Below are 26,694 nucleotides of genomic sequence, written 5' to 3'. Positions count from 1 at the left end.
GTACAAGACAAACCAGGCGCACCGGGGGTTTTTCTGTGGTTTTCAACCTGATTGCGGCAACCGTGTCGCGTTGTAGCGGGCGGCGGCCTTTGCTGCGCAACCAATTGGCGGCTCGCGTGCTGACCGTCCTGAGCGTTGCTACCTTGGCTGCGCTCATTGCCGCGCCGGCCTCAGCCATCAGCTTCACCGCCACATCAAGCATGGCTTCCTCGCGCACTGAGGCCAGCAGCACGCTGCTGGGCAACGGCAAGGTGCTGGTGGCCGGTGGCCTGAACGGGTTCATTGTCAGCAGCGCCGAGCTCTACGACCCGCTGAGCAATGGCTGGTCCAGCGCAGGTAATCTGACGACAGCGCGCTACCAGCACACGGCGACGATGCTGGCATCCGGCAAGGTGCTGGTGGTGGGAGGTGTCGGCAGCACCGGCGTGGTGATGACCGCCGAACTCTATGATCCAGCGAACAACACGTGGTCGGACGCGGGTTCGAACGTGATCGGGCGGCGTGCCCACACGGCGACGTTGCTGCCCTCAGGAAAGGTGCTGGTGGTAGGCGGGCTTGACCCCACCGCGATGAACAGCGCGGAGGTTTATGACCCGGTAGCCAACACATGGAACGCGGTGGCCGGTCTGGGGACCGCGCGACAAACCCACACTGCAACCTTGCTGGCGACCGGCAACGTACTGATCACCGGCGGCTCCGATTCCGGCGGCTTCCCGATTGCGTCGGTGGAGATCTACAACCCGGTCAGCAACGCCTGGTCCAACGCGACCAGTCTTGGCACCGGAAGACGCCATCACACGGCCACCCGCCTGCCCTCGGGCAAAGTGCTGGTGGCGGCTGGCATTGGCTCCAACTATCTGAACACCGCGGAAGTCTATGATCCGGTCGCCAATTCGTGGGCGCCAGTGGCCAACACGCTCACCAACGCATTTTCGCGGCATTCGGCGACGCTGATGGCATCCGGCAAGGTGCTGGTCACTGGCGGCATCGGTGCCGGTGGCAGCATCTTCAATGCCGCCGAGCTGTACGACCCTGCGACCAATCAATGGAGCAGCGCCGGCACGCTGACTGCCGCGCGGTATCTGCACTCGGCAACCCTGTTGCCCACGGGTGAGGTCATGCTGATCGGCGGCACCACCACCGGCTTCACCTATCTGGCCAGTGGTGAGTTGATTGATGCGTCGGCTCCCGCGTGGAGCAACGGTACACCGGCTGGGCAGGGGCGCTATCAGCATTCGGCCACCGTGATGCTCAGCGGCAAGGTGATGCTCGCCGGCGGACTTGATGCAACCCCCAACTTCCTGACTAGCGTCGAACTTTACGATCCGGCTGCGAACAGCTGGGCGCCGACCGGGAGCCTGGCGACAGCGCGGCGCGATCACACGTCAACGCTGCTGCGCAACGGCAAGATACTGGTGGTGGGTGGTTGCTCGACCGGCAACACCTATCCAACCAACGCCGAGCTCTACGACCCGGTCACAGGCAACTGGGGTGCAGCGGGCAACCTCACCGACGGTCGCTCGCAACACACGGCGACGCTGCTGCCGTCAGGCAAGGTGCTCGTCATCGGCGGCGTCAACACGGGCGCCTGCGGCAACTCGACCAGCTATCTGGCGACCGCAGAAATTTATGACCCCGAGACCAATGCCTGGACCAGTGCGGCGAGCTTCACCATCGGCCGCAACCAGCACACCGCCACGCTGCTGCCCAACGGCAAGGTGCTGATGGCGGGGGGCTTCGGGCCGGGTCTGCTGGGCGCGCCAGCCTGGCAGAACCAGCTCTACGATGTTGACGCCAACAGCTGGGCCGCGATGGCGCCGATGGGCGGCTATCGCCTGCATCACACCGCCACGCTGCTGCCTAACGGCAAGGTGCTGGCCGCGGGCGGCTTCGCCGGCGGTGCGGGCACGGCGAGCTGCGAAATCTACGATCCGGCGCTCAACACGTGGGCGCCTGCGGCTTCGCTGCCTGCGGCGTACAACTATCACACGGCGAGCCTGCTGCCGTCGGGCAAGGTACTGGTCGCCGGCGGTACTGGCGGCTCCGTTTCAGTGGCTTACGATACGGTCGCCGTTTATGACCCGGCAACCAACACCTGGACCCCACAGCCGCCGATCTCGGACACCCTCTTCCTGCACACTTCCACAGTGCTGCCCGACGGTCGGCTGCTAATCGCCGGAGGCACCAACTATGTGCTGGGTGGCGCTTTTACCAAGGCCCGCCTGTACGACGTGAACCTTGGCTACGGCGTGGGCCGGCGGCCGACGGTTAGTGCAATCGCAAAGCCCTTTGCCGTGGGTGTCACGGCGCAGCTGACCGGCGCACTGTTCGGCGGCGATTCGGAGGGGTCCGCCGGTACCGCGCGCGACAGTGCCACCGACTACCCGTTGCTGCAACTGCGGCGCATCGACAATGAGCAGCAGGCATGGGTGCGCGCCAGCGCCGGCAATACGCGGTCGCCCACCAGTTTTGCCAGCGCCAGGGTGGTGGGCATCCTGAGCGGGCCGGTCACCGCGACGGTTTACGTCAACGGCGTGCCCGGCATCGCCAGCGCAGAAAACCTGCTGGGCTACAACGAAGTCTCGCTCGACATTGACCGCAACGGCAGTGGCAGCACCGTCAGCGCCGGCACCGACGGGTTGCTAGTGCTGCGCTACCTGCTCGGCCTCACTGGTACAGCGCTCACCGGCGGCGCCGTTGGCCCCGCACCTGCCCGCGGCGACGCGGTGGCCATCAAGAAGTATCTCGACGGCCTGGTCGCCAACACGGCGCTGGACATTGACGGCAACGGTGTGGTTGACGCCGCGACCGACGGCCTCCTGGTGCTCCGTTACCTGCTTGGCTTCCGCGGTGCGACGCTGGTCGCCAACGCGGTCGCCGTATCGCCTGCGCCAACGCGCGGGACGGCGGACATTGAGCGCCTGTTGGCAGACCTCACGCAGTAAGGATCGCCGGCGACTGGACCTCGGCCAAAGCCGGATCAGCTTTTTTCTGGAAGCCGCATCCGATATGGGCTGAATGCGGTTTTTCGACACTTGTCGACTTTTAATGAAATGGCTTCGTAGCCCTGACTGGATGGTTGTTCGCTCCAAAAGATGCTGGCGTGAATTGAGGCATCCGGCGGCGTCCGGCTCATCCCGTCATTTCGGCTGAGCAGATTGAACGGACACGCGCGGCACGGAGAAAGCCTCACTTCGGTCGCGTCCGGCGGCGACAGACCGCAACGGACGCTGCGGCGGCCACTTTCGCTGGCCGCCGGCGCCTTTCGGCGAGGCTGAATCCCGGCAGCAAGTGAGTGCAGCAACGCTTGCGGATCACCGCGTTTGCTTGCCCAAAATGCCCATTACCCAAGCTATCATCTGCCCACTTTCCTCGGGGGATAGTTCCACCATGTATCTGAATTTGCGCGCCCTTTTTGCAGGGCTGGGGATGGGTTTGATTGCGGCGTTTGCCTCCGCAGCCAACCTCTGGAGCGACGCGGATCCGTCGCGTGTCGCCGCTACAGGCACGCGATTCATCGTGCCTGAGGTCGGCCGCACGATGGCGCTCAACTACGCTGGAATGTCCGAACTGCTGCAGTCGGCGCCACTGGAGCGGGACGTCGCAGCGCCGGACAGCCCGTTCGAGCTGGAACTGCCGCTGCCCGAAGGCGGCTATGGTCGCTTCCGCGTGGTTGAGTCTCCCATTATGGAGGCCGGCCTCGCCAAGCGCTACCCGATGCTCAAGACTTACCTGGGCCAGGGCATTGACAACCCGACTGCGACCGTTCGCTTCGACCTGACCGTCCGCGGCTTCCGTGCACAGGTGATTGCCAACACGCACACCACCTACATCGAGCCGTACCAGACCGGCGACGTCGGCACCTACGTGGTGTTCAACAAGAGTGACTATCGCAAGCAGGGCGCGGCCTTCACTTGCGGTGTCACCGGCGAGGAAATCAAGAGCGTTCCCAACTTGCTGCGCAAGAACAACGTGGTGAACATCTCGTCGGGCGGCAGCCTGCGCACCTATCGTCTGGCGCTGGCGGCGACGGGCGAATACACCGCCGTGCTCGGCGGCACGGTGCTCGACGGCCTCAGCGGTCAGATCACCACCATGAACCGCGTCAACGGCATTTACGAGCGCGAGCTCGGCGTACGCATGGTGCTGGTGGCCAACAATGACCTGATCGTCTATACCAATGGCGCCACTGACCCGTATACCAACGGCAACGGCAACACCATGCTCGGTGAAAACCAGAGCAACCTCAACACCGTCATTGGCAACGCCAACTACGACATCGGCCATGTATTCAGTACTGGTGGCGGTGGTGTGGCGGGGCTTGGCGTGGTCTGCAACTCCGGCAACAAAGGACGCGGCGTGACCGGGTCCACGAACCCTATCGCCGATGCTTATGACGTCGACTACGTCGCACACGAAATGGGCCATCAGTTCGCCGGCAACCATACTTTCAATGGCGGCGGCGGTGCCTGCAACGGTAACCGTAGCGCCAGCAGCGCCTATGAGCCGGGCAGCGGCGTCACCATCCAGGCCTATGCGGGCATCTGCGGCACCGACAACACGCAGCCCAACAGCGAAGACTACTTCCATCGCCGCAGCCTCAATGAGATGCTGGCCTTCACCACCAATACCAGCAGCGGAGCAAGCTGCGGCACTCTGAGCAGCACCGGCAACAATCCCCCGACCGTCACCACCGCCCCGGCGTTCACCATTCCGCAGCAAACCCCCTTCAAGCTGACCGCCAGCGGCACCGATCCCGACGGTGATACTCTCACTTATCTCTGGGAGCAGTTCGACCTCGGCGCCGCCAATGCCGCAGGCGTGCTCGTTGACGCGGGCAGTGGGCCGTTGTTCCGCAACTTCATCCCGACCACGGACCCGACGCGCATCTTCCCAAGCCTGCGCTATATCCTCAACAACGCGAACGTGGTTCCGGGCACGGCTCCATTGCCTGGCACCACAACCCCCAGTTACATGGCTGCTGAACTGCTGCCAAGTACCAACCGCCCCATGAACTTCCGGGTGACGGTGCGCGACAACCGCGCAGGCGGTGGCGGCACCAACGAAGCGTCTACCGCGATCACGGTGACCACGACAGCGGGGCCATTCGCCGTGACGGCGCCTAATACAGCCGTCACCTGGGCGGCAGGATCAAGCCAGACAGTGACGTGGAACCCGGCAAACACCACTGCCGCACCAGTCAGCACGGCCAACGTCGAGATCGCACTGTCGGTCGATGGCGGCTACACCTTCCCGACCATCCTTGCCCCCAGCGTCGCCAACACTGGCACTGCCACAGTGACGATTCCGGCGGGTACGCCACCGACCACACAGGCGCGTATCCGCGTCGCTGCGGTTGGCAATATCTTCTTCGACATCAGCGACGTCAATTTCACAATTACCGGTACCAATACCGCCCCCACGTTGAACGTCACCGGCTCGGTGACGACGCGGCAGGGCTCACCGGCAGCAACGGCCGTGGTCGCCACGGTCAGCGATGCGCAGGACAGCGCGGGCGGCCTCGCGGTGTCGGTATCGCAAGTGCCGCCAGAGCTGACGGTGACGGCGAGCAATTCGGGAGGCAACGTCAGCCTGACTGCGACGGCGTCATGCTCACTGGTCGCTCCCACCACCGGTAACAAAACCTATCCGGTGCTGCTGACCGTGACTGACAGCGCTGGCGCAAGCACAACACTGCCGGTCAACGTGCTGGTTGGCGCCAACCTGATTCCCACGCTGGGAACTTACGGCAACATCAACATGAACCTTAACGCGACGACCACGGCCACGCCGTCGGCAGCCATCGCCGATGGCAACAACAACCTGGTTGCCGCCTCGGTAAGTCCGACGCTGCTACCGGGTAGTGGCGCTGGTGCCACCATTTCGATCGCTGCCAACGGCACCGTGACGGTCAATACCGACAACGACACCACGCCGGGCACGTACACCGTGCGCGCGCAGGCCAACGACAGCTGCGGCGCGGTGCGCGTGCGCCAGTTCACGGTCACTGTGGTGCCGACCACACCGGTGATCAATCTGGCCAGCAGCCAGATCATCACCGGCAACGGTTTGATTGAGCCGAACGAGTGCAATCAGTTGAACGTGACGCTGACCAACGCTGGCGGTGCCACCGCCACCGGCATCACTGCCACACTGTCAACCGTGACGCCGAACGTAACGGTCACCCAGCCGACGGCGAGTTTTGCCGATATGGCGGTAGGTCAGTCCAGCGTCAGCCTGACGCCGTTCCAGTTCAGCACCACCAACAGCCTGACCTGTGGCTCGACGGTGAATTTCAACCTGACCGTGAACTACACGGGTGGTGGTTCGCCCCGCGTGATACCGCTGACCTTCACAGTCGGTACCACGACGTCCGTATTCACGCAAAACTTTGACAGCGTCGCCGCACCGGCGTTGCCCGCCGGCTGGACCACAGCACAAACCGGCACCACGCCGCCAGCGGCCTGGGCCACGACCACCAGCAACCCGGATACGGCGCCTAACGCTGCCTTCACCAACGGTGTCGCGACACCATCGACCAGCAGCCTGATTTCGCCGACGATCACGCTACCAGGGTCGAGCACCGGTGCGGTGCTGACTTTCCGCAACGCCTGGAACTTCGAGGCGGGCTACGACGGTGGCATCCTCGAACTCTCCACCGACGGCGGTCTCAATTACAACGACGTCACCTCGGGCGCTGTCGGCGGCACATTTACGACGGGCGGATACTCCAGCGCAATCTCGCCAACAGATGGCAGCGAGATCGCTGGTCAGCAGGCATGGACTGGCGTTCAGGCGACATTCGTCACCACCACGCTGCAACTGCCTGCTTCACTCAACGGGCAGACCATTCGCCTGCGCTTCCGCGCCGCGTGGGATAGCGGTGTGGTGAACGCCGGCACCAACTGGCGCATCGACGGCCTGAGCATTCAGTCCGGCGTGACCTGCCCTGGCCCCGGTACGGGCACTTGCGGCGGCAGCACCTACACGGTGGGCGGTAGTGTCAGCGGTCTCACGGGAAGCGGCCTAGTACTGCGCAACAATGGTGGCGACAACCTGTCGGTTCCCGCGAATGGTTCGTTCACCTTTGCCACGCCGCTGGCAACCGGGGCCAGCTACGCTGTCACGGTCTTCACCCAGCCAAGCGCGCCAGCGCAAACCTGTTCGGTAACCAACGGCAGCGGCACCATCGCAGCCGCCAACATCACCAACGTCGGAGTGGCCTGCGTGGCGGCCACCTACCCGATCACGACCGCGGTATCGCCCGCTGGCGCCGGCACCGTGAGTTGCACCGTCAACCCGGTGCCGTCGGGTGGCAACTCCACCTGCACGGCGACCGCCGCGCTCGGCTACACATTCGCCAACTGGTCTGGTGACTGTACTGGCGCCACCTGCGCACTGACCAACGTCACCAGTGCCAAGAGCGTCACGGCCAACTTCACAGCGTTGCCGGTCCTCAACATCGACGACAGTGATGCACCGGATGTCTACAGCCCGGCCAACGATGGCCTGTTGCTGATGCGCTACCTGCTCGGCTTGCGCGGTACGGCGCTGACACAGGGTGGCCTGCTGGGCACCAATGCCCGGCGCAATGCGGCGCAGATTGAGGCCCACATTGCGACGTATCTCACGCTGTTTGATGTTGACGGCGACGGTTCCACGTTGGCCGCCACCGACGGCTTGCTGGTCGTGCGCCGCCTGCTTGGCTTGTCCGGTCCGGCGCTTACTGCGGGGGCGCGAGCACCCTCGGTACGCACCGACACCGACATCACCAACGCAATTGATCGACTGAAGCCGTAAAGGCGATCTGGCCGGCCCGCGCAGGGAATGCGCGGGCCGCTCCTCTACCGCGCTCGCCGCGGCGCAGGTAGCTGCTGCTGTTGCCAGTTACTGGTTGCGGACCAGCCTGAGCAAGCGATCAAGGATCGCCTCACCATCTGCCCGCAGCCCGTTGTGCTCGTACTCGCTGGTGACCCAGAGCTTGATATTGGGCACCATCGCAGCGGTCTCTTCTGAAAACTCCCGATGCACGTACATGTCGTTGTAGTACACCGCTGCAGCGACCGGGACGCGGTTCTGCTTCAACCTCGCAACGTCGTAGAGCATCGGCCAATCGGCCTTGGCGGCGAGTATCTCTGCCGCTGCCTTGAGTGGCTGCAATTGCGGATATTGATCCAGCATCCACGGATAAATCATCTCGCCGGTAAACAGAATCGGGGCGCCCTCTGAGCCTTCGTCCGAGCGGTTGGCAAATTCCGGGAACGCCGCCAGCAGACGTTGCGCTGACCAGCGGCTGGCTTCGTTCTGCGTGTAGCAAGCCTCATGCAGCAGCGTGTAGATCGGATTGGTATCGAACGCCTGAGCGTGCTCGATGCCGACCAGAAAGTTGTAGTTGATCTCGCGCTTGCCGCCCACGTTGACGAACGCCTCCTCGATCAGGTAGTGCACCTGCTCGTAGCCATCGCTGGCGCCGAACGCGATGCCCAGTTGCAGGAAGCGCTCCGGCGTCAGGCGGCCGCCTGACGCCAGGGCGATGTCGTGCCCGTTCAGGTACTTGAGAATCTCGCGCACGCGAGCAACGTCGCCGGGATAGCGTTCGTAGTAGCAGCGATTTTTGGCTATCACGCGCTGATACGTGGCGCGGTAGATGTCGTCGGTCGGTCGCGCCAGCGGTGGAATTCCCCCCGTAATCAGCACCTCGGTCAGCGCCTCCGGCACGGCAGAGAGATAGTGCATCGCGCAAAAGCCCCCGAAACTTTGTCCGAGCACGGTCCACCGCTTGTCGCCGATCAGTTGCCTGCGAATCGCCTCGGCGTCGCGAACAATATTGTCAGCGCGGAAGTGCTGCAGATAGTCGGCCTGCGCCGCAGCGTCACCACGATGGCGAAGCGTCTGCGCGGTGACCGGTGTCGACAACCCGGTTCCTCGCTGGTCAAGCAGCAGCACGCGAAACTCCTGCAACGCACGCTTGATCCAGCCGCCGGGGCCAGTTGGGCGCGGCGATCCAAAGCCCGGCCCGCCCTGAAAAAAGATCAGATAGGGCAAGTCGGCATTGGCGTTGCCCGGTGCGACGAGCTCGCGGGCGAAAACTTCGATCTTTTCCGCGTCCGGCTTTGCGTAATCCAGCGGCAGCTCGAAACGGCGCCCCCGCATTTGCAGGCCGGGCAACGTGCAGGTGAAATCAGGCATCGAATATCTCCACAAAACGTCAGCGCGCAATTTTCGTCGACGAACAGGCGTCCGGTGGTGATTGCGGCATGCGGAAATTACGCCGGCACCGCGAGCGGGCGCGTAGCCGGCGCACAATCCAGCCATCGAATTGCTGTGAATCCTGCTTCGATTTGGCCGTATCGTGCTTTAATCGGTCTGTATCGTGGCATAAACACGATCAACGCATCCCGTGCCGCAGGAGGAGACCATGCGGCACGCGGCAAACGCCGCCCGGATGCGGCTGTATTTCAGTATCAATCGGCAAGGCAACAAGGGGAGCAAGATGGCCGACAACAACAAACTCATTCTCGACTACGTCTACGCGCACGAGGCGATGCGCCCGGATCACCTGTGGCTGACACAGCCAACCGGTGGCGGCGCGGTGACGGACTACACCTGGCGGCAGACGATGGATCAGGCCCGCCGCATGGCCGCCTTCATCAAGAGCCGCAACCTCGAGCCAGGCGCGCGCATCGCGATCCTGTCGAAGAACTGCGCGCATTTCTTCATGGCCGAGCTCGCCATCTGGATGTCGGGCTGCACCACGGTGGCGATCTTCCCGACCGAAACTGCGGACACCATCCGCTACGTGCTCGACCACAGCGGCGCCAGCATGCTGTTCGTCGGCAAACTCGACACCTGGGCGCAGCAGGCCAGCGCCGTGCGCGACGACCTGCCCTGCATCGCCTTCCCGCTGGCACCGGACTCGGCGAAGTCCGGCATGGACACCTGGGATTCGGTGGTTTCGCGCACCGAGCCGCTGGCCGGGCAACCCGGCCGCGCCGGCGACGAGATTGCGCTGCTGATGTACACGTCGGGTTCGACCGGGCAGCCGAAGGGCGTGATGCACCGCTTCGACCGCATCACCCGCGCCTCCGAGGGCATCGTCGGCAATATCCGTGGCGCCATCGGCACCACCGAGGAAATCCGCATCCTCTCCTACCTGCCGCTGGCCCATGTGTTCGAGCGGGCCTGGATCGAATGCGCGGCGATGGTCGAAGGCAGCGGCCACATCTTCTTCGCCGAAGCGCTGGAGACCTTCGTGGCGGACCTGCAGCGCGCGCGGCCGACCGTGTTCATCTCAGTGCCGCGGCTGTGGCTCAAATTCCAGCAGGGCGTGTTCACCAAAATGCCGGCGAAGAAGCTCGACTTCCTGCTTGGCCTGCCGATCATCGGCAAGCTGATTGGCAAGAAAGTGCTGCGTGGTTTGGGGCTCGATTCGGTCAAGCACGCTGGCAGCGGCTCGGCGCCGATTCCGGCAGCACTGATTGCGTGGTACCGCAAGCTGGGCCTCAATCTGGTCGAGGGCTACGGCATGACCGAGGATTTCGCCTACTCGAACACCTCGTCGATCAAGCTGAACGCACCGGGCTACGTCGGCTCGCCGCTGCCGGGGGTGGTGACACGCATCAGCGACGAAGGCGAAGTGCTGATCAAGTCACCCGGCCAGCTCGCAGGCTATTACAAGCAGCCGGAGTTGAACGCCGAGTGCTTCACTGAGGACGGCTTCTTCCGCACCGGTGACCTGGGCGAGGTGCGCTCGGATGGCCTGCTCAAGCTGACTGGGCGCAAGAAGGAGCTGTTCAAGACAGGCAAGGGCAAATACATCGCGCCGGCGCCGATCGAGAACCGCATCAATACCCACCCGATGATCGAGCTGTCGATGGTTTCCGGCGTCGGCCAGCAGGCGGCGTACGCCGTGGTGGTGCTTGCCGAGGACCTGCGCCCGAAGGTGACCGATCCGAACGTACGCGAGGAGGTCAACAGCAACCTGAGCGCGCTGCTGGCCGAGGTCAACAACGCACTGGCGGACTACGAGCAACTGCGCATGTTCGTGGTGGCGCCGGAGCCGTGGACCATCGACAACGGATGCCTGACGCCCACCATGAAAATCAAGCGCGCCCGAATCGAAGCCGCGGTGGCGCCGGGCGTGGACGCCTGGTACAACAAGAAGGGGCCGGTGATCTGGGCCTAGTCCGTCTGTGGGCGCGCCGTCGTGCGCGCTCTGCGTAATGCGCGAGCTAGCTCGCGCCCACCAATCGTTGCAGCAAGCGTGCGGCGCCGAGCTCTGGTGAGATTGCGGCGCCGTCGCTCGTAGACTCACAGGACCGTTTGCTGGCATCAGCTTTTCGTTGAAACTGCGATTTCATTGGGCGTAGAACGGTAATTTCTATCAGGTCGACTTTTCCTGATTTGGCGATACAAGCCCATAGAAAATGTGGGGTTTAAAGAAAAGCTGAAGTGCCATTTTGTGCTGCCATCGGACGCGACGTGTCAGCGATGACGGATTTGCCGACGAGACTGGCGCAGCATTAACCCCGTTTCCCGTCTTGGCTCGTTACAACCTGCTCGTACCGCACTCAGGAGAGACCATGAGCCACCGCCCAACCGGCGCCCGCCGCCAAACCCACCGCCTCGTCCACACCCTGCTCGCCGCTGCCTGCGTGGGGATGGGCCTTGTCATCCCGCAAGCCAGTGCCTTCTGCGGCTTTTACGCCGGCAAGGCGGACGCCAGTCTGTTCAACGAAGCAAGCCAGGTGGTGCTGGTGCGCGACGGCGAGCGCACCGTACTGTCGATGCTGAATGACTACTCGGGGCCGCTCAACGAGTTCGCGCTGGTGGTGCCGACGCCAACAGCGCTGCAGCAGGGCCAGGTGCGCGTCGCCGAAAAGGCTACCTTCGAGCGGCTCGACGCCTACTCCAGCCCGCGGCTCGCTGAATACCATGACTCAGACCCGTGCCGCATGAACTTCTGGTGGGGGCAAAACATGTACCCCCGCGCAGTACCAGCGCCGATGGCGGCCGCCGCCGGCGCCATGCGCTCTGAAATGGCCAAGAGCCGTGACGCCGCGCTCGGAGTGACCGTCGAGGCTGCCTACACGCTGGAGGAATACGACATCGTCTCGCTCTCGGCGAAGCAGTCCGACGGCCTTGAAATCTGGCTGCGCGAGAACGGCTACAAGATTCCCAAAGGCGCGTCCGCCGCGCTCAAGCCCTACATCAACATGGGCATGAAGTTCTTCGTGGCCAAGGTCAACCTCAAGGAGCAAAAGCGGCTGGGTTACAGCATGCTGCGACCGTTGCAGTTCGCCTTCGAGAGCGAAAAGTTCATGTTGCCGATGCGCCTGGGCATGCTGAACGCGCCACCGAACAAACCGCAAGACCTGATCGTCTACGTCCTGACCAAAAACGGACGCGTGGAAAGCAGCAACTACCGCACCGTGAAGCTCGCCGCCAACGAGAACCTGCCACCCTTTGTCAAGCCGAAGTTCAAGGAGTTCTACAAGGCGCTCTACGACACCTCCACTGCGCGTGAAGACTACAAGGTGGTGTTCACCGAGTACTTCTGGGACATGAGCTGGTGCGACCCCTGCGCCGCCAATCCGCTCAGTACCGAGGAGCTGCGCAAGGCCGGCGTGTTCTGGGTGGGCGGTGACGAGGCGGGCAACTTTCAGCAAATGCAGATCGCCCCCGGTGGCCAGAAGCCTGCGCAGGGGGCCGTCGCACCGTCGTCGCCGCCGCGCGTCCTTCCCGGGCGCCCGATCCCGCCCGGTGGCGGCGCGCAACCGGTGATGCTGACGCGCCTGCACGTGCGCTACACCGCCAACACTTTCCCGGAAGACCTGATGTTCACCCAGACCAAGGACAAGCAAAACTTCCAGACCCGATACGTCATCCAGAACCCCTACGCCGGATCGGTTGCAGCCTGCACCGCAACGACCGCGAAAGCCGACTGCGAGGCGATGTGCAGGAGCCGTGTCACGGATGTCGAGCGCATGGTGAGCGAGGCTAAAAAGAACAACTGGGGCTCGCCGGGTGACTATGCCAACAAGTCCTCCGACGCGCTGCAAACCGATTGCCTGAAAGCTTGCAGCGAGAGCAAGCGCAGCGCCATCGAAGCTGCTACCCGCTACTACGAGCGCGAGTTGCCGGAACGCCTGGCCCGCGAGAAGCAGACGCTGGCAAAACTCACCGGCTGGTCGCTGGCAGAGATCGACCGCATGGGCGCTGACAGCGGCAACGTGACGCCCGTTCCAGCGAAGGGCGGCGATGTGCAGCCAGTGCCGCCTGCCGACAACCGCACCTGGTGGCAGAAGCTGTTTGGTGCCGCGCCCGTGCTGCACGCCGCGCGTGGGTGATGTGATGAGCACGCAAGCACCTGTCGCGCATGCCTCAGCAGCGCTGCATGGCTCCGGCGTCGTACAGCGGGGCCGCCCTGGCAACGGGCATTGGCACCTGCCGCAGGCGCTCGCCCGAATCGACGCCCGCTGGTTCCAGATTCTTTTTCTGGCGAGCTTCCTCTGCCTCGGCGCCCTTGCGCGCGACTTCGCGCTGACCTGGCAACAGGTCGCGCTCACCTTCGCTGCTGCGCTGGTCGCGCAAGCCGCCTGGCAGTGGGGTCTCGGCCTGCCCAACCGCAAAGGCTGGAGCGGCTACCTGAGCGCCATCGTGTCGAGCTTCGGGATTTCGATTCTGGTGCGCGCCGACTCGCTATGGGTGCACCCGCTGCTGGCGGCACTCGCGATGTCGTCGAAATTCGTGTTACGCGCAGGGCCGGCCGAATGCCGCAGCCACATTCTCAACCCGGCCAATTTCGCGGCATTCGCGGCATGGGCCTGGATCCCCGGCGCCTGGCTGTCGCCGGGACAATGGGGATCGGAGTCGCTCGCTTCGCTCTGGTTCATCGCACTCGGCGGGCTGGTCACACAACGCATCCAGCGCTGGGACGTGAGCCTCGCCTTTCTCGCCACCTGGGCAGCCCTTCTCGCCGGGCGTGTGCTCTGGCTCGACTACAGCGCAGGCGTCGGCAGCGCGATGTGGCTGCAGCAGATCAGCAACGGCGCCACGCTGCTGTTCGCCTTCTTCATGATCTCGGATCCGATGACCACGCCGCAGCGACGCAGCGCACGCGTTGCCTACGCCATGGCAGTGGCGATCGTTGCCTTCCTCTGGCAATTCGTACTCTACAAGCCGCATGGCCTGATCGTGGTGCTGTTCGCGGCAAGCGCACTGGTGCCATTGATCAACACCCTTTGGCCAACGGTGCGTTTCGAGTGGCGGCAGGGTGAGCAAACGCCGGCGAAACGCTAAGCAAGTCATCGTACGAGCGCTGTCGTGATGTTGGCAAAAAATGCCAGGTGTCGCCGCCTATACTTTGGGCATGATCACGACGGCCTATTGCAAGCATTTCGCCCGCTACAACCGCTGGCAGAACGAGTCAATTTATGCTGCGGCGGCAAAGCTCCCGGATGGCACCCGCAAGCGCAACATGGGCGCCTATTTCAAAAGCATCCACGGCACGCTCAACCACCTGCTGGTCGCTGACTGGCTGTGGCTGTCACGCATGACGGGCGAGCCGAACGCGGTGATCTCTCTCGATCAGGAGCTGTATACCAATTTTGACGAGTTGGCGCGCGCACGCGTCACCGCCGATGACCGCATTGACCGGTTTGTCGCGAGCCTGACACCGGTACGGCTGGCTGAATTCATCGCCTATCGCCGCCTGTCCGGCAACCGCGCCGAGATCGTGCAGCCGCTGTCGCTGGCGCTGATGCAGCTGTTCAACCACCAGACCCATCACCGCGGTCAGGTCAGTACGCTGCTGATGCAGTGCGGCATCGATCCCGGCGTCACCGACTTGCCGGCGATGCCCGCCGATTTCGCGTCGCCCGCTTTCGGACAATGAAAATCATCGAACACGCCACGGCAGCAAGCCTCTGGGCCGTCGCCGAGCCTTTGCTGGCGGCCGATCCGGCCAACAATACCCACCAACTGAGCGCACTGTCACGCATCCTGCAACTGGGCGCCCGGCATGGCGAGCGCTTTTTTGCTGTCGAGCTGGACGGAACGCTGGTTGGCTGCGGCACGCTGGTCGATACGCAGACGCTGTTTCTGTCGGTGATGCCCGATGAAGCCGCCACCGCACTGGCCACGTGGCTGCGGACGCAGCAGATTGCGCTCGCCGGGGTGATCGGCCGGCGCGACTTGTTGAAGTCGTTCACCGACATCTTTGACCGTGAGTATTCGGTGCACGCCGATCTGCTGCTCTACCGGCTGCACGGCAGTCCGGCGTTCGGCAGCGCGAGCGGCACGTCACGCATCGCCACCAGCAACGATATCGACTTGCTGATTGACTGGCTGAGCGGATTCGAGGCGGAAGTCGGCATGATCGCGGTGCCGACGCCGCTGGCAGAACGCGTCCGTCGCCGCGTCGCGGACGAGCAGATCGTGCTCTGGTGTGATCGCGGCGAGCCGGTCGCGTTTGCTGGCGGCAACCCGCTGCCAGCCGCGTCGGCGCGTATCGGCCCGGTCTACACACCGCCCCCGCTGCGTGCCCGCGGCTTCGCGCAGGCCGTCACCGCCGCCGCCAGCGTGCACGTACAGCGCGACAGGCCGCGTACCGTGTTCCTGTTTACCGACGCATTGAATCCCGCCAGCAACCGCTGCTACCAGCGCATCGGCTACCGTCATATCGCCGATCACGCGCATCTGTTGTTCGACCGGCGCACCACCTAGCTCGCGTGCACCGGCGCCCGGCACCGCTCAGACAGTCAACTTTCAATTGCAAGCCATCTTGCATACGGCTTGGCGCGGCAAAACATCAAAACTCGACTTCGGCAAAAAAGCTCCGTTAGCCCTCAGCGAGTAAGGGTCTCGCGAAAAAGCTGCTTGGCCTGCATTACCGTGTCTCGTCCACGACCCGCCGCATACTTTGGCTCCGGTACAACTTCGAGCGATGCGCTGGAAATCGCCGCAGTGCTACAATGTAGAGCTTTGTTTCATAAGCGTTTTTCGGGTTTTCGCGCCTTGATCGTTTGTGCGGATTGCTCCTCACGCAGTTGCCGCAACCTGGCGCCGTCTCTATCACCCGTCGCAATCATTCTGGAGAATCAATAATGGCCATCGAACGCACCTTTTCCATCATCAAGCCGGACGCAGTCGCCAAGAACGCCATCGGCGCCATCGTGTCGCGCTTCGAAGCCGCCGGTCTGAAAGTGATCGCCTCGCGCATGGCGCACTTGTCGAAGGCTGAAGCCGAAGGCTTCTACGCCGTGCACAAGGCCCGCCCGTTCTTCAACGACCTGGTCTCGTTCATGATCTCCGGCCCGGTCGTGCTGCAAGTGCTCGAAGGCGAGAACGCGATCCTGAAAAACCGTGACCTGATGGGCGCCACCGATCCGAAGAAAGCCGCGCCAGGCACCATCCGCGCCGACTTCGCAGACAGCATCGACGCCAACGCCGTGCACGGCTCTGACGCACCGGAAACCGCTGCCGTCGAGATCGCCTACTTCTTCCCGCAAAGCCAGGTCTTCGCAGGCCGCTAATCGGGATCGACCGGCGCGCATGCATTCACCCATTTCGTGGCCGAACTGCAAAATCTTCTTGAGCTGAACCAGCCCGCGCTGGCGCAGTTTTTCGCCCAACTCGGCGAAAAGCCTGCCAGCGTGAAGATGCGCGCCAAACAAACCCTCAAGTGGCTGCATCAATCGCAAGTCACTGACTTTTCGGCGATGACCGACATCGCCAAAGCCACCCGCGACTTGCTCGCCGCCAACGCCGAGATCCGCGATCTCAGCGTCATCCGCGACAGCACCGCCAGCGATGGCACCCGCAAATGGCTGTTCGACGTTGGCACCAGTGCGGTGGACGCAGTGTTCATCCCGGAGGATGATCGCGGCACGCTGTGCATCTCGTCGCAGGCAGGCTGTGCGCTCGACTGCTCGTTCTGCTCCACCGGCAAACAGGGCTTCAACCGCAACCTCACGGTCGGCGAAATCATCGGCCAGTTGCGCTACGCTAACAAGGCGCTGAAAGCCGACCTCGGTATCGAAGGGCGCACGCCCGACGGCGTACAGCCCGTCACCAACGTGGTGATGATGGGCATGGGCGAACCCCTCGCCAACTATCTCAACGTGTTCCCGGCGCTCGAGATGATGCTCGATGACAATGCCTATGGCCTGTCGCGCCGCCGGGTGACGGTATCGACCTCGGGCATGGTGCCGCAGATTGACGAGTTGGCACGCGTGGTGCCCGTGGCGCTGGCGGTGAGCCTGCATGCGCCCACCGACGCGCTGCGAGACGTGCTGGTGCCGATCAACAAGCGTTATCCGCTCAAGGAACTGCTCGCCGCCTGCAACCGCTACCTCGAATTTGCGCCGCGCGACTTCATCACTTTCGAATACGTGATGCTTGATGGCGTCAATGATCAGCCCGAACACGCCGAAGCGTTGATCAAAGTGGCGAAGCAGGTGCCCAGCAAGCTGAACCTGATCCCGTTCAATCCGTTCCCTAATTCCGGCTACGGCAAATCGCCACGCGAACGCATCCTCGCCTTCCAGCGCCGCTTGTCGGATGCCGGCATCGTGACGACAATTCGCAAGACGCGCGGCGACGACATTGACGCCGCCTGTGGCCAGCTGGCCGGGCAGATCAAGGATCGCACGCGCCGGACAGCCGCGAAAACGATCAACATCCATCCGGCTTCGGGTTCATCCAAATTTCCGGGAGACCAGCAGTGACCTGTGCAACTTTGCGTCTGTCGCGTACCCTTCGACTGGTCGCCCTTGGCGTGACCGGTGTTGCGATGGCCCTGCTTACCGCCTGCGGCAATCTGTCAAAAAAAGAAGACGACAGCGCGCAGGCTGCGGCGCCTGGCGGCGAAGACCCGTTGCGTTACCGCGCCAAGGTACATACCGAGCTCGGCGCCAATTACTTCCAGCGCGGCCAGATGAGCGTGGCACTCGAAGAGTTGCGCGAGGCAATCCGTCTTGATCCGAAATACGGTGTTGCGCACAGCATTCTCGGGCTGGTGCACGCAGACCTTGGCGAATTTGCGAAGGCCGATGCCGCTTTTCAGCAGGCAGTCGCCATGGCCCCGGCCGAAGGCGATATCCGCAACAACTACGGCTCCTACCTCTGCCGTCAGGGTCGCCCGAAGGAAGGGCTGGAGCAGTTCGACGCAGCGTTGCGGCTGCCGCTGTACCAGACCCCCCAGGTTGCGCTGGAAAACGCCGGCAGTTGCGCCCTCGCAGCCAGCATGATTCGTCCAGCTGAGACTTACTTTGCCCGCCTGGTGCAAATCCAGCCGTTTTACTCCCGTGGCTATCAGGGGCTGGCGGCGGTCGGCATGAAGACGGCACGCTTCGATGAAGTACGCAAGCAGGTCCGCATGGCGCTCAGTGCGCAGCCGCTGACGGCCGAGCTTTACTACTACGGTGCCTGCGCTGAACGGCAACTCGGCGATCGCGCTGCAGAAGACAGTTACGTGCAGCAACTCAAGTCCCGTTTCGCCGATTCGCCGCTCAACGCGCGGCTGCAAAAAGGAGTGTGCGAGTGAGTCTCGACGAGACAACGACCGCATTCGTCCCCTCACCCGGTGCCCGGTTGCGGGCGGCGCGCGAGGCGGCCGGCATGTCGCAGGAGGACATCGCCACCAAGCTCAAGCTCTCTGTGCGACAAGTCACTGCCATTGAGACGGGTGACTGGAGTGCCCTCCCGGAGCGCACGTTCACACGCGGCTTCATGCGCAGCTATGCCCGTCTGGTAGGCCTTGATCCGGAGAGCGTGGGCATCGAACAGGGGACCACACAGTCCATTGCAGCCACCGAACTCAAGCCGACGCCCGAGGCTATCGGCGAGATCGCGCACGAATCTGATCACAACGGCAGCCGCGTCGCCCGCTGGGCGGTTCCTGCCACCCTGATTGCGGTGCTTGCCGGTGGCGCGGCCTACTTCCAGTGGGGTCACCTGGTCAGCTGGCAGGGTAAAGCGATGGCGCCGAGCGCCAGCAAGGCAAGTACAGTCACCAGTAGCCCAACCGCAACGGCACGCCCCGGCGACGCCGCGCCCGCAGTGCCTGTCGTTGTGCCGCCGTCGGGCGGCTCGGCAGACGGCGCCGCCAAAGACGGGGCTACCTCGCCTGCAAACGAGCCCCCGGCGGCAGCGTCACCCGCGTCAGCAACACTTGCGCCGGTACCAGCCACCTTGCCCAGCTCGCCACTGTTGCCCGGGCCGGGCGAAAAGCGCATCACGCTTACCTTCAAGGGGAAGTCGTGGACCGAGGTGCGCAGCAAGGGCGAAGTCATTTTTTCGGAAACGGCACAACCGGGGACCCGTGAGTTCAACGGCGCGCTCCCGCTGTCGTTCACCGTGGGTAATGCCAGCAATGTCGCAGTTGCGGTAGACGGCAAGCCGTTCGACATGAGCGAGCTCACGCGCAACGACGTGGCCCGCTTCCGCATCGAGTAATTGCAGGCGGCGGTACCGCGCAACAACATGAGCCTTTCCACTTCCCCGCGTGGGCGCCGCGTTACGCGCCAGGTACGCATCGGGCACGTAGTCGTCGGCAGCGACGCACCGATCATGGTGCAGTCGATGACCAACACCGACACCGCCGACATCCAGGGCACGATCAATCAGGTGTTCGCGCTGGCCAACGCCGGCTCGGAAGTCGTTCGCATCACCGTGAATTCGCCGGAAGCCGCCGCTGCGGTCGCCGCCATTCGCGAAGGTCTCGACAAACTACATTGCAATGTGCCGCTGGTGGGTGACTTCCACTTCAACGGCCACAAGCTGCTGCGCGACTATCCCGATTGCGCGAAGGCGCTGGCGAAATACCGGATCAATCCCGGCAACGTGGGTCGTGGCGACAAGCACGATACCCAGTTCGCGCAGATGATCGAGATCGCCTGTCGCGAGCAGAAACCGGTGCGCATCGGCGTCAACTGGGGCAGCCTCGACCAGGACCTGATGGGCCGCCTGATGGACGAGAACTCGCGCCTGCCGCAGCCGAAGAGCGCACAGCAGGTCATGCGCGATGCCCTGGTCGCCTCGGCGCTCGAATCCGCCGCGCTGGCCGAAGAGGTCGGCCTGCCGGGCGACAAGATCATCCTCTCCTGCAAGGTCAGCGATGTGCAGGACCTGATCGCCGTGTACAGCGACCTCGCTGCGCGCTGCGACTATCCGCTGCATCTGGGCCTTACCGAAGCGGGCATGGGCAGCAAGGGGATCGTCGCCTCAACCGCTGCAATGGGCATCCTGCTGCAGCAGGGCATCGGTGACACCATCCGCGTCTCGCTGACACCGGAGCCGGGTGGCGACCGCACCAAAGAGGTCATCGTCGCGCAGGAGATGCTGCAAACGATGGGCCTGCGCACTTTCACGCCACTGGTCACCGCCTGCCCCGGCTGCGGTCGCACCACTAGCACGTTCTTCCAGGAGCTCGCTGCCAAGACACAGAGCTACCTACGCGCGCAAATGCCGGTGTGGCGCAGCAGCTATCCGGGCGTTGAAAACATGAGCGTGGCGGTGATGGGCTGCGTCGTCAATGGCCCGGGCGAATCCAAGCTGGCCAATATCGGCATCAGCTTGCCGGGCACCGGCGAATTACCCGTGGCTCCCGTCTATGAAGACGGCAAGAAAACGGTCACGCTCAAGGGCGACCGGATCGCCGAGGATTTCCAGGCCTTGCTGGATGCGTACGTGCACCGAACTTACTCTGGCGACAGTCCGGGGGCATCGCTCACTGACGCAGGCGCAGTTGGGCGTCAGGTGATACCCATCGCGTCAGTCGCGCGTTAGCAGAGGCTTTCGAAGTCACGCCAACGCAGCTGGGTCAGAAACCCACGACGGCCCGGTTCCGACCGTTCCGCTTCGCCTCGTAAAGTCGTTCGTCCGCAACCCGCAGCAACGATGTCGGTGTTCGTTGTGACGCGCTGATCTCATCGGTGTGCACAGCGCCCGCGCTCACCGTCAGCCGCAATGATGAGTCGATTGCAGCCCAGTTCTCGCTGTGCACGCTCGTCACCAGACTGTCCAGAATTCCGCCCAGGTTACCGGCACGAACTCCGGCAAACAGAATCGCAAACTCATCGCCCCCGAGGCGTGCAACCATGTCGTTACCGCGGCGTCCCGAGCTCAGGATCGCTGCAAATCGTTTCAGCACGGTGTCTCCGACGCCATGACCAGCAGCGTCGTTCACCAGCTTGAACCGATCAAGATCGAAAAACGCCAGCGCAAATGCCGCGCCAGCGCGACTGTCACCGTTGACAGCGTCCGTCATCGCCGCCAGCTGCCGGTCAAAGGCGCGGCGGTTGGCAACGCCAGTCAGCGGATCCTCGGATGCGAGTCGCGACCACTCATCGCTGAGACGATCAATCAACACCCGCTGCTCCGCCAGCGTGGCGGCCACGAGTGCCTCGCCATCGCGTAGCTGTCGCTCGAAATGCCGCGCTTGTTTGAGCGAACTCAGGGCATCGTATGGCAAGTCAAGTGCCTCGAATACCGTCGACAACGCATCCCAGGCCAGTGCCAAAATTCTCGGGCCATGACCATCCAGCAACGCGATGGATCGCTGCAACGCGTCGCGGGCTTCCCCGAATCGTCCGAGCCTGGAAAGCACCACGCCGTATTGGTACTCCGTTTCGGCGCAGTTGGAACGCAATCCCACCGAGTAGAGTAGCGGCAACGACGCCTCGTGACTCGCCAGCGCAAATTGGTCATCGCCCAATTCGCTGACCACGTGGCAAGCCTTTGCCAGCGCAATTGCCTGCAGCCGAACCAGTTGCAAAGCGCTCATTTCGTCGGCAAACGAGTGCCAGCGCTCATACAGGCTGCGAAATGCCAACCTTCGAACATGCTGTTCACTCGTGCTGGCCTGCAGCTGCCTGTCTTCTGCCCTCAGCAGATTCAGTCGGGCCCAGTACAACTGCAAGCCACTCCCGTCGCTGTCGGCGGCCAGGTGCGTAATCACTGCACGAAGCATGGAGATCGCCTGTTCGTGCCGCCCTATCACGGAGTAAGAGTTCGCCAGCAGTCGCTGCGCCCGAAATCTGAGCGACTCGTCGCCGTACTCGCGTCCGATCTGATCACACTCGGAAGCGATATCGATGGCGCGACGATGCTCCTCCAGCATTTGCAGGACAAATGCCAGCGACAGACCCGCATCCGCCATCGCCGGTTGCGAATCGGCAAGGCGTGCCGCTTCCCGCGCAGCCGTCGCGACCGACAGTGCATCCCGAAGGTCGCCCCTGGCTGCCAGAACAACCGCTTTGGCAGCAAGCAGCGCCGCACGCCCGTCATCGGCGCAGACGGCCAGTCTGGCTTCGACCAACGCCAGTGCCTCGGTGATCTTGCCAGCGCTCTGCAGCGCAATCACCTCACGCGCCCAGTCAGCTACCATGTTCTGCTCATTGCGGTGAACTTTCGTGACCACCGGTTTGGGCGCGTCGTAGTGCTGTGCCGGAGCACCGGTCGCACTGCGTTCGTACAAATGGTTTTCGCGTGCCGCAACGTCATTAACGCGCACAGAAGCGCCTTAGCATCTGCTCACGAACCCGCTGCTTCACCGACCGCGGGGGTGCAATCATGAACGCAGGGGATCGCGGCATCCAGCGCAGGCGTGCAGTCGTGAACGCATGGCCCGGCGTCGGAGTCGTTGCCAGCGGCAACAGATCGGGGCCAGATGCTCGGGTCCGGTGCCTGCCCGAACGCCAATTGATAGTCGCGAAGCGTGGCTGCATATCGGGCGCGCGCTGTTGCAGCATCATCGGTCATGTCGTCGCCGGGAATATGATGGATAAAGTGCCCGGCCACAGCCTGGCAAAACTTGGCGTAACGCACTGTGAACAGCACAAAGGTGTGCCAGAAGGAATCAACCTCTCCGCCGACCGCGTAAGGTTGTGCGTTCATGGCACACAGCACCAGAAACCGCTTGCCTTCGACGCCGACAGCTCGCGCTCGGGGTAGCGTCACTTTTTGTTCACGGGCATAGCGGCTGATAACGGTGCTGATATCAATACTGTCAGCAATCTTTAGCAGTCGTGCAGCTTCCGCCGGGAATGCCGGCGAATTCGGATCAATAGCCATGCGGGATCTCCTGATTGGTTGGCACGCTGATTGTTATTGATCGCCCGTTGCCTGAATCACCCGGGCACGAAGGCCAGCGTCTTGACGCAGTAATGTAGCCGAAGCATCGCCGCTTGGGGCGTCAGGTGTTGTCGTTGTCGCGCGACGTCTGATACCAGACCAGGCAGCGCGTCGTCAGTCAGACTGCGAACGTATCGGGGCACTGGGCGATAATAGTGCCCGGTCGGGCGCCGCCCACGCCGAGCCAGTTGGCGCCAACTGCCGTTGCCGCATCTCTGCCCTGCTCCTCGACCGTACCCGCAATCCCTTCGCGCTGACCTTGCGGCGCAGATGCCTGTTGAAACGCTCCTCCACTCAAGCATGGAAAACACCTCTAACGCGCCGACGCCGATGAAACTGCAAGCTGTCCGCGGCATGAACGACGTGCTGCCCGCAGACTCCGCGAAATGGGAGTTCTTCGAAGAAACGGTTACCCGCGTCGCACGGCAGTATGGCTATCGCAACATGCGCGCACCGATCGTCGAACACACACCGCTATTCGTGCGTTCGATCGGCGAGGTCACCGATATCGTCGAGAAGGAGATGTATTCCTTCGAAGACAAGCTCAACGGTGAAAAGCTCACGCTTCGCCCCGAATTGACGGCCGGCCTGGTGCGTGCGGCCATCGAAGCCAATCTGACCTACAACGGCCCGGTGCGCATCTACTCGCTGGGCGAAGTGTTCCGCCACGAGCGCCCCCAAAAAGGCCGCTACCGCCAGTTCAACCAGTTCGACGTCGAGTGTTTCGGCTTTGATGGGCCGGATGTCGACGCCGAGATCATGATCATGACGGCGCGCATCTGGCGTGAGCTCGGGATCGACGATGTGCGCCTGGAGATCAATTCGCTCGGCAATGCCGACGAACGCGCTGCGTACCGCCAAAAGCTGATCGCCCACTATGAAGCGCATCTGGACGCGCTCGACGACGAGGCCAAAAGGCGATTACACACGAATCCGATGCGCATCCTCGACAGCAAGGTCGCAAGCGTGATTGAGGTGAACCGAACGGCGCCGAACCTGCTCGATTCACTGCAGGACGATTCGCGCGCGCACTTCGAGACCCTGCAGCAATTGCTGCGGGAAGCCAATGTGCCTTTTGAGGTCAATCCGCGAATTGTGCGCGGCATGGACTACTACAACCGCACCGCATTTGAATTTGTCACGGAGCGCTTTGGCAGCCCGCTGACCGTCTGCGGTGGCGGTCGCTACGACGGCCTGTTTGAGCAGCTGGGCGGCAAATCGACGCCAGCGATTGGTTTTGGCATGGGGATTGAGCGGATGCTGATGATGCTGGCCGACCGCAGCAACCTGGCGCCGCTTGATGCGTACCTGGTGCACGCGGGTGACGCCGCGCGCGTCGCGGCGGGCAAGCTGGCCGAAACCCTGCGTGACAGCGGCCTCGCGGTTGCCCAGCACGCGGGTGGCGGCAGTTTCAAGAGCCAGATGAAGAAGGCCGACGCCAGTGGCGCGCGCTTCGCACTGATCCTGGGCGACAACGAAGTCGCCGCCGGCACGGTAGCCGTAAAACCCATGCGCAACGCTGCCGGGGAGCCAATTCAGGGCGAACAGGCGATAATTATGGGTTCTGCCGTCGCGGCACATCTGCGGCGCGGCTAACCCGATCCACCGAACTTTTCCAATTTGCAAGATGGCTGCTTACGATCTCGACGAACAAGAAAAACTGGGCGATCTCAAGGCCTGGTGGGCGCGTTTCGGTAACTTCGTCACCGCTGCCGTGCTGGTAGTCGCACTGGGCATCGCCGGCAGCCAGGGCTGGAAGTGGTGGACCACCAAGCAGTCTGCAGAGGCGAGCACACTGTATTTCGCGCTAAGTGATGCGGTTGGCAAGAACGAAACCGCAAAGATCAAGGACGCGCTGGCACAGTTGCTGGAGAAATTTCCCGGCACGGGGTACGCACCGCGCGGCGCACTGCTTGGCGCCAAGGCTGCGGTCGACGCAGGCGACCTGGCCACGGCGAAAACCCAACTGGAATGGGTCGTCGCCAACAGCAAGGAAGACGAGCTGAAGAGCCTCGCCCGCCTTCGCCTTGCGGCAGTGCTGATTGACCAGAAGCAGTTCGATGCGGCACTGGCAGCACTGGAAGGCAAGTACAGTGAATCGTTCGCGGGCCTCTTTCTGGACATGAAGGGCGACATTTTCAATTTGCAAGGCAAAGCGGCCGACGCCAAAACCGCGTATGAAGCGGCACTCACCAAGCTTGACGCCAAAGGCGCGCAAAGGCAGTACACGCAACTGAAACTGGACGCACTGGCGAGTGTCACAACCAGCGCGCCAATCCCTGCTGCACCGGCGCCAGCCGCTGCGACCGCTCCCGCAGCGCCGGCAGCGGCCACCGGAGCCAAAAAATGACGCCGCGTAACAGCGGTGCAACGATGACGCTCAATTTGGCGTCGCCGATAGCGCGCGGCCTCGTCGCCGGTCTGACATTGGCCGCACTGGCCGGTTGCAGTTCCATGCCGTCGTGGCTCGGCGGAACCGAGAAAAAGGTTCTGCCGCTACCTGCCGTGACCGGCAGCGCAACCACCTCGGTAGCTTGGCAGGCGGCGATTGGCAGCAAGCAGTTGAGCGCGCTGGTCCCGGCAGTCGCCAACGGGCGCGTCTACGTCGCCCACCCGACCGGAACTGTGCTGGTGCTCGACGAAAAGTCCGGCGCCGTCAGCAACCGTTTTCAGGTACCTGCTGGCAAAGGCAACCTCTCCGGTGGCGTAGCGGTCGGCAGCGATTTGATTGTCGTTGGCACCAGCAAGGCCGAAGTGATTGCGCTGGACATGACTGGTGCGACGCGCTGGTCGTCGCGCGTGAGCAGCGAGGTGGTGTCGCCAGCGGCGATCTTTGACGACGCAGTGCTGGTGGTCGGCGGCGACGGTGGCATAACAGCCCTGGATCCGAAGACCGGTGATCGCAAATGGACCATTCAGCGCCAGCTGCCGGCATTGACGGTGCGTTCCAGTGCAATTCCCATCGCCGTGCGTGGCGCCGCCTTCGTTGGTACCGCACAGGGCAAGCTTTTGGCGCTGGACCCGAGCAACGGCACCGTCGGTTGGGAAGCCACCGTGGCAACTCCCAAAGGCGCATCCGAACTGGAGCGTCTGGTGGATGTCGTTGGCAGACCAGTCGTGGACGCAGAGCGCGTTTGCGCATCCGCCTACCAAGGTCGGGTGGCCTGTTTCGACCTGATCCGCGGCACCTTGCTCTGGTCGCGAGACGTCAGCACGCTGACCGGTCCGCAGATTGATGCACGGGCAGTCTATGTCGCCGACGACAAAGGGGTTGCCCAGGCCTTTGACAAGAGCACCGGGGGCACCCTCTGGAAGCAGGATGTCCTCGCGGGGCGCCGCGCTACCGGCACCGCGCTGATGGGCGACTTTCTGGCCATTCAGGACGCGGAAGGCACACTGCACCTTGTTGAACGCACCACAGGCAAAATCGCCGGACGTGGCCTCGGTGAGTCGTTCCTGTCGGATGCCGGTCTGGTGCAGACAGCCGATGGTGCATTGACCCTGATCCAGACCCGCAGCGGCCAGGTCGCCGCGGTAACGGCTCGCTAGCCAGGCGCA

17 protein-coding genes and 1 pseudogene are annotated in these 26,694 nt (G+C 63.3%); 15 read left to right on the top strand and 3 right to left on the bottom strand.

What is annotated here, in order from left to right; all coding sequences use genetic code 11:
* The first annotated feature begins 116 nt into the window (after window positions 1-116).
* Window positions 117-2,945: a Kelch repeat-containing protein gene (locus FKL89_RS07385; RefSeq protein ID WP_162527433.1), complete on the top strand. Its 2,829-nt coding sequence runs from the start codon at window positions 117-119 to the stop codon at window positions 2,943-2,945.
* Between the two features lie 391 nt (window positions 2,946-3,336).
* Window positions 3,337-7,386, top strand: a pseudogene (locus FKL89_RS07380) (reprolysin-like metallopeptidase); the annotation flags it as partial.
* 501 nt (window positions 7,387-7,887) lie between these two features.
* Here FKL89_RS07380 and FKL89_RS07375 read toward each other — a convergent pair.
* Window positions 7,888-9,189, bottom strand: a complete 1,302-nt coding sequence (locus tag FKL89_RS07375; RefSeq protein ID WP_238363528.1) for an alpha/beta fold hydrolase — start codon at window positions 9,187-9,189, stop codon at window positions 7,888-7,890.
* A gap of 304 nt (window positions 9,190-9,493) precedes the next feature.
* Between FKL89_RS07375 and FKL89_RS07370 the strand changes: the two genes are divergently transcribed.
* From FKL89_RS07370 to ispG, 10 genes are all read left to right on the top strand, one after another.
* Window positions 9,494-11,185, top strand: coding sequence for an AMP-binding protein (locus tag FKL89_RS07370; RefSeq protein WP_156864598.1), 1,692 nt, complete (start codon window positions 9,494-9,496; stop codon window positions 11,183-11,185).
* Window positions 11,186-11,582: 397 nt separating this feature from the next.
* A complete protein-coding gene (locus tag FKL89_RS07365; RefSeq protein ID WP_238363527.1) occupies window positions 11,583-13,349 on the top strand; it encodes a DUF2330 domain-containing protein in 1,767 nt (588 codons plus the stop codon).
* Window positions 13,350-13,353: 4 nt separating this feature from the next.
* Window positions 13,354-14,301 carry an RnfABCDGE type electron transport complex subunit D gene (locus FKL89_RS07360; RefSeq protein WP_162527432.1) on the top strand — a complete coding sequence of 316 codons (948 nt, stop codon included), beginning with the start codon at window positions 13,354-13,356 and terminating at the stop codon, window positions 14,299-14,301.
* 70 nt (window positions 14,302-14,371) lie between these two features.
* A complete protein-coding gene (locus tag FKL89_RS07355) occupies window positions 14,372-14,896 on the top strand; it encodes a DinB family protein (RefSeq protein WP_156862145.1) in 525 nt (174 codons plus the stop codon).
* A complete protein-coding gene (locus tag FKL89_RS07350; protein ID WP_156862144.1) occupies window positions 14,893-15,726 on the top strand; it encodes a GNAT family N-acetyltransferase in 834 nt (277 codons plus the stop codon). Before FKL89_RS07355 ends, FKL89_RS07350 begins: the two co-directional genes overlap by 4 nt.
* Window positions 15,727-16,106: 380 nt before the next feature.
* Window positions 16,107-16,535 (top strand): nucleoside-diphosphate kinase, encoded by a 429-nt coding sequence (gene ndk, locus FKL89_RS07345; RefSeq protein ID WP_156862143.1) that lies wholly within the window; start codon window positions 16,107-16,109, stop codon window positions 16,533-16,535.
* A gap of 36 nt (window positions 16,536-16,571) precedes the next feature.
* Window positions 16,572-17,729: a dual-specificity RNA methyltransferase RlmN gene (rlmN, locus tag FKL89_RS07340; protein ID WP_156862142.1), complete on the top strand. Its 1,158-nt coding sequence runs from the start codon at window positions 16,572-16,574 to the stop codon at window positions 17,727-17,729.
* The gene (pilW, locus tag FKL89_RS07335) at window positions 17,726-18,547 is read left to right on the top strand and encodes a type IV pilus biogenesis/stability protein PilW (protein WP_156862141.1); all 822 of its coding nucleotides are present in this window, start codon (window positions 17,726-17,728) and stop codon (window positions 18,545-18,547) included. Before rlmN ends, pilW begins: the two co-directional genes overlap by 4 nt.
* Window positions 18,544-19,458, top strand: coding sequence for a RodZ domain-containing protein (locus FKL89_RS07330; protein ID WP_156862140.1), 915 nt, complete (start codon window positions 18,544-18,546; stop codon window positions 19,456-19,458). The genes pilW and FKL89_RS07330 overlap by 4 nt, the downstream gene beginning before the upstream one ends.
* Before the next feature lie 27 nt (window positions 19,459-19,485).
* Window positions 19,486-20,790 (top strand): flavodoxin-dependent (E)-4-hydroxy-3-methylbut-2-enyl-diphosphate synthase, encoded by a 1,305-nt coding sequence (ispG, locus tag FKL89_RS07325; RefSeq protein WP_156862139.1) that lies wholly within the window; start codon window positions 19,486-19,488, stop codon window positions 20,788-20,790.
* A gap of 34 nt (window positions 20,791-20,824) precedes the next feature.
* On the opposite strand, the gene FKL89_RS07320 is transcribed toward ispG, so the two are convergent.
* A complete protein-coding gene (locus FKL89_RS07320) occupies window positions 20,825-22,516 on the bottom strand; it encodes a tetratricopeptide repeat-containing diguanylate cyclase (protein WP_156862138.1) in 1,692 nt (563 codons plus the stop codon).
* A gap of 20 nt (window positions 22,517-22,536) precedes the next feature.
* Window positions 22,537-23,076: a glycine-rich domain-containing protein gene (locus FKL89_RS07315; RefSeq protein WP_156862137.1), complete on the bottom strand. Its 540-nt coding sequence runs from the start codon at window positions 23,074-23,076 to the stop codon at window positions 22,537-22,539.
* Between the two features lie 360 nt (window positions 23,077-23,436).
* Between FKL89_RS07315 and hisS the strand changes: the two genes are divergently transcribed.
* Genes hisS through bamB form a run of 3 tightly spaced genes read left to right on the top strand, consistent with a single transcriptional unit; the run spans window position 23,437 to window position 26,685 of the window.
* A complete protein-coding gene (gene hisS, locus FKL89_RS07310) occupies window positions 23,437-24,732 on the top strand; it encodes a histidine--tRNA ligase (RefSeq protein ID WP_238363526.1) in 1,296 nt (431 codons plus the stop codon).
* Window positions 24,733-24,763: 31 nt separating this feature from the next.
* Window positions 24,764-25,486 carry a YfgM family protein gene (locus FKL89_RS07305; protein ID WP_156862136.1) on the top strand — a complete coding sequence of 241 codons (723 nt, stop codon included), beginning with the start codon at window positions 24,764-24,766 and terminating at the stop codon, window positions 25,484-25,486.
* A complete protein-coding gene (gene bamB / locus FKL89_RS07300) occupies window positions 25,483-26,685 on the top strand; it encodes an outer membrane protein assembly factor BamB (RefSeq protein ID WP_156862135.1) in 1,203 nt (400 codons plus the stop codon). The genes FKL89_RS07305 and bamB overlap by 4 nt, the downstream gene beginning before the upstream one ends.
* The last annotated feature ends 9 nt before the right edge of the window (window positions 26,686-26,694 follow it).

Origin of the sequence: Casimicrobium huifangae, assembly GCF_009746125.1 — a bacterium.
Lineage (GTDB): Bacteria > Pseudomonadota > Gammaproteobacteria > Burkholderiales > Casimicrobiaceae > Casimicrobium > Casimicrobium huifangae.
Note: the sequence above shows the minus strand (reverse complement) of the source record. Positions and strands in the feature narration are given on the sequence as shown.

Bases quoted from the DNA above. Each gene is read 5' to 3' on its own strand.
- FKL89_RS07375 (WP_238363528.1), bottom strand. From the start codon at position 9,189: ATGCCTGATTTCACCTGCACGTTGCCCGGCCTGCAAATGCGGGGGCGC.
- FKL89_RS07370 (WP_156864598.1), top strand. From the start codon at position 9,494: ATGGCCGACAACAACAAACTCATTCTCGACTACGTCTACGCGCACGAG.
- FKL89_RS07365 (WP_238363527.1), top strand. From the start codon at position 11,583: ATGAGCCACCGCCCAACCGGCGCCCGCCGCCAAACCCACCGCCTCGTC.
- FKL89_RS07360 (WP_162527432.1), top strand. From the start codon at position 13,354: ATGAGCACGCAAGCACCTGTCGCGCATGCCTCAGCAGCGCTGCATGGC.
- FKL89_RS07355 (WP_156862145.1), top strand. From the start codon at position 14,372: ATGATCACGACGGCCTATTGCAAGCATTTCGCCCGCTACAACCGCTGG.
- FKL89_RS07350 (WP_156862144.1), top strand. From the start codon at position 14,893: ATGAAAATCATCGAACACGCCACGGCAGCAAGCCTCTGGGCCGTCGCC.
- ndk (WP_156862143.1), top strand. From the start codon at position 16,107: ATGGCCATCGAACGCACCTTTTCCATCATCAAGCCGGACGCAGTCGCC.
- ispG (WP_156862139.1), top strand. From the start codon at position 19,486: ATGAGCCTTTCCACTTCCCCGCGTGGGCGCCGCGTTACGCGCCAGGTA.
- FKL89_RS07315 (WP_156862137.1), bottom strand. From the start codon at position 23,076: ATGGCTATTGATCCGAATTCGCCGGCATTCCCGGCGGAAGCTGCACGA.
- hisS (WP_238363526.1), top strand. From the start codon at position 23,437: ATGGAAAACACCTCTAACGCGCCGACGCCGATGAAACTGCAAGCTGTC.
- FKL89_RS07305 (WP_156862136.1), top strand. From the start codon at position 24,764: ATGGCTGCTTACGATCTCGACGAACAAGAAAAACTGGGCGATCTCAAG.
- bamB (WP_156862135.1), top strand. From the start codon at position 25,483: ATGACGCCGCGTAACAGCGGTGCAACGATGACGCTCAATTTGGCGTCG.